At 72.1% G+C, this 3,665-nt stretch carries 3 protein-coding genes; 1 reads left to right on the top strand and 2 read right to left on the bottom strand.

What is annotated here, in order from left to right; all coding sequences use genetic code 11:
* Nucleotides 1-1,096, bottom strand: a 1,096-nt coding sequence (locus VFL64_RS10090; protein ID WP_489540245.1) for an MFS transporter, incomplete at its 3' end; no start/stop codon positions are given.
* Between the two features lie 72 nt (nt 1,097-1,168).
* Here VFL64_RS10090 and VFL64_RS10095 point away from each other — a divergent pair.
* Nucleotides 1,169-2,065: a LysR family transcriptional regulator gene (locus VFL64_RS10095; protein WP_489540246.1), complete on the top strand. Its 897-nt coding sequence runs from the start codon at nt 1,169-1,171 to the stop codon at nt 2,063-2,065.
* A 13-nt stretch (nt 2,066-2,078) separates the two neighbouring features.
* Here the strand turns inward: VFL64_RS10095 and VFL64_RS10100 are convergent.
* The coding region (locus VFL64_RS10100) for a sensor domain-containing protein (protein WP_489540247.1) at nt 2,079-3,665 on the bottom strand (1,587 nt) is incomplete at its 5' end.

Below are 3,665 nucleotides of genomic sequence, written 5' to 3' on the forward strand. Positions count from 1 at the left end.
CGTAGCCGGTGGTGAGCAGCACCAGCGGCAGCACATAGCCGGCAACGCCCCACGCCGCCGGCACCCAGCCCAGCGCGAGACAGGCCGACAGCATGGCCAGCAGCCCGACCCGTGTGACGCGGACGGCGCCCCAGCCGTCCACCAGGCGGCCCGCGGGCACCCCCACCAGCGCACTGACCACCGGCCCGGCCGACAAGGTCGCGCCGACCAGCGCCGCGCCTAGGCCGAACGCGGCGGCCAGGTAGAACGGGCCGACCACGAGACTCGCCATCACCACCGCCGAGACGAGCGCGCTCATCGCGAGGCCCGCGCTCAGCACCGGTTCGCGCAGGCTCGCCAGGCGCACCAGGGGCGAAGCGCTGCGCCGCTCGACCGCCACGAAGAGCACGGCGCCCACGACCACCGCCACCAGCCAAGGCAGCATCCGCCCCCGCCCGAGCGTCATCGCCAGCGCGTAGGCCGCGAGCGTGACCGCGAGCAGCAGCGTGCCGAGCCCATCGAAGCGCGTGGCCGCGCGGCGCGGGCCGTCGGCCGGCAGGTTCCGCCACGCCAGCCACAGCGCCACCAGCCCGAGCGGGAGGTTCAACACAAAGATGGACCGCCAGCCGAAGCCCGCGATCAGCACACCGCCGAGCGAGGGCCCGAGCGCGGTGCCCACCGCCGACATGGTGCCGAGCAGGCCCATTGCGCGGCCGTTGCGGTCCTTGGGCACCGACGCGCCGACGAAGGCCATCGTCAGCGCCATCAGCACCGCCGCCCCCGCGCCTTGCAGGGCGCGTGCCGCCACCAGCCACCCGAGCGTGGGCGCCACAGCGCACAGCAGCGACGCCACCGTGAACAGCACGAGGCCGCCCAGGAACAGGCGCCGGCGGCCGACGAGATCGCCCAGCCGCCCCGCGCCGACGACGAGCGTGGTGGTGGCCAGCAGGTAGGCCAGCACCACCCACTGCACCTGCTGGAATGGCGCACCGAAAGCCTGCGTGAAGGTGGGCAAGGCGACGTTGGCGATGCTGGTGCCGAGCGAGGGCAGCAGCATGCCCAGCGAGAGGCTGGCGAGCAGCCAGCCGAGCGGTCTGGGAGCGGTGTGCGTGTTCATGCACGAAAGATAGGTCTGGGCCTGACGAAGCGGAAGGCGCATCATTTGCACTTCATTCGTGCACCAGACGCCATGTCACACCCCGATCTCAACCTGCTGATCACCCTCGACGTGCTGCTCGCCGAAGGCAGCGTGGCCGGCGCCGCGCGGCGGCTGCGCCTGAGCCCGTCGGCCATGAGCCGCGCGCTGGCGCGCCTGCGCGCGGCCACCGGCGACCCACTGCTGGTGCGCGCCGGCCGCGGGCTGGTGCCTTCACCACGCGCGCTGGAGCTGCGCGAGCGCGTGAGCCAGATCGTGCAAGACGCCGAGGCGGCGCTGCGCCCGAGCAAGAAGGTCGACCTCAGGAAGCTGGAGCGCGGCTTCACGCTGCGCACCAGCGAAGGCTTCGTGGAGAACTTCGGCGCGGCGCTGGTCGAGCGCGTGGCCGCCAGGGCGCCCGGCGTGTGCCTGCGCTTCGTGCCCAAGCTCGACCGCGACAGCACACCGTTGCGCGACGGCAGCGTCGACCTCGAAACCGGCGTCGTCGGCAAGGCGCTCGGCCCCGAGCTGCGCGCGCAGGCCCTGTTCAGCGACCGCTTCGTCGGCGTGGTGCGGCGCGGCCACGCCCTGGCCAAGGGCACGCTCACGCCAGCCCGCTATGCCGCCGCACGCCACGTGCTGGTCTCGCGCGATGGCGGGGACCACGGCCCCATCCGCGAGGCGCTGGCCGCGGCCGGCCACGCGCGCCGCATCGCCGCCATCGTGGGCGGCTACTCGGCCGCGCTGGCCCTGGCCCGCGACACCGAGCTCGTGGCCAGCGTGCCCGAGCGCCACACTGGCACGCTGCGCAGCGGCCTGCACAGCTTTGCGCTGCCGCTGGCCGTGCCGGAGATCACGGTGTCTTTGCTGTGGCACCCGCGGCTCGATGGCGACGCGGCGCACCGCTGGCTGCGCGGCTGCGTTCGAGAGGTGTGCGCCGAAGGGCTCTGAGACCGCGCGCCTCTCACACTGCGTATCGCCCGCGCCCTTCGGCCTTGGCCTGGTAGAGCCGCGTGTCGGCGCGCTCCAGCAGTTCGCGCCAGCCTGCGGGTCCGACGTCGCCGAAGGCCACGCCCACGCTGGCGCCGATGTGCAGCGTGAGCTCACCCACCGTGAAGGGCGCCCGCGCCGCGCTCACCACCTTGTCGGCCACCGCATCGGCATGGGCCGGGTCGCGCATGCCCACCAGCACGATGGCGAACTCGTCGCCCCCCAGCCGCGCCACCGCGTCGCTCGGGCGCACCGTGCCCTGCAGGCGCTCGGCGAACTGCTGCAGCAGCTGGTCGCCCACCCGGTGGCCGTGCGTGTCGTTCACCGGCTTGAAGTGGTCGAGGTCCAGGTACAGCAACGCCACGCCCTGGTGGGCCAGCGGGTCGTGGGCCAGCCGCTCCAGGAACTGCTCGAAGCCGGAGCGGTTGAGCAGGCCGGTGAGCGGATCGCGCTGGCTGAGTTCGAGCAGGCGCCCTTCTTCCTGCCGGTGCTCGGTGATGTCCTGCCCGACGCCGATGAAGCCCTCGACGCGCCCGTCCTCGCCGAACATCGGGATGTAGCTCATCGCCAAATGGCGTGTCACGGCGTGACCTTCGTGCACGCGCTCGAAGCTCACTGACTCGCCGGCCAGTGCGCGTTCCATCCAGGGCAGGCTGGCCGCGTAGTTGACCGGGCCCAGCACCTCGGCCACCGTCTTGCCGATGATCTGGCCGCGCGGCTGGCCGACCCAGCGCTCGAAGCCGCTGTTGACGAAGCGGTAGCGGCGGTCGGTGTCGATCACCGCCACAAAGCCGGGGATGGCCTCGGTGATCGCGCGCAGGGTGGCCGCCTGGCGCTGCTGCTCGCGCTTGCTGGCGAGCTCTTGGGTGATGTCGCGCATGATCCCCGAGTAGCGCGTCACGCGGCCCTGCTTGTCGCGGTGGCCGATGACCATGTGGCTCACCGGCAGCGGCCGCCCGTCGCCCGCATGGAACACCGTCTCGCCCAGCCAGATGCCTTTCTCGTTGACCGCCGGGATGATGACCTTGGCCAGGCGCTCGTTGGTCTCTGGCGTGTTGAAGTCACTGAAGCGCATGGACGTCACGGGCGCGTCGGGCGCGATGCCGAGCACCGCGCGCGCGGCCGGGTTGAGGTAGGTGATGTTGCCGCGCAGCCCGGTCTGGATCACGTAGTCGGTGGTGTTGTCGAAGATGGTGGTCAGCTCGCGCAGCGCGTCTTCCAGCTGCTTGCGCTCGGTCACGTCGCGCCCCACGGAATGCAGCAGGGGCTCGCCGTGCGGCCCGCGCTGCAGGCGGTTGGTCCAGGCGACCCAGCACTCTGTGCCCTGCGGGACGAGCATGCGGTTCTCGTTGACGACGGGCACGCCGGTCTCCATCACGCGGGCGATCTTGTCGCGCACCTCCTGCCGGTCGGCCGGCAACACGTGGTCGAACAGGTTGGTGCCGATCAACTGCGACTCCGTCAGGCCGAAGTGCCGCGCGTACGACGGGTTGACGTAGGTGATCGTGCCGTCGGGCGCGGCCAGCGAGACGAGCTCCGACTGCTCGTCGAGGATCGCCTT

The organism is Rhizobacter sp., assembly GCF_035702065.1.
Taxonomy (GTDB): domain Bacteria; phylum Pseudomonadota; class Gammaproteobacteria; order Burkholderiales; family Burkholderiaceae_C; genus Rhizobacter.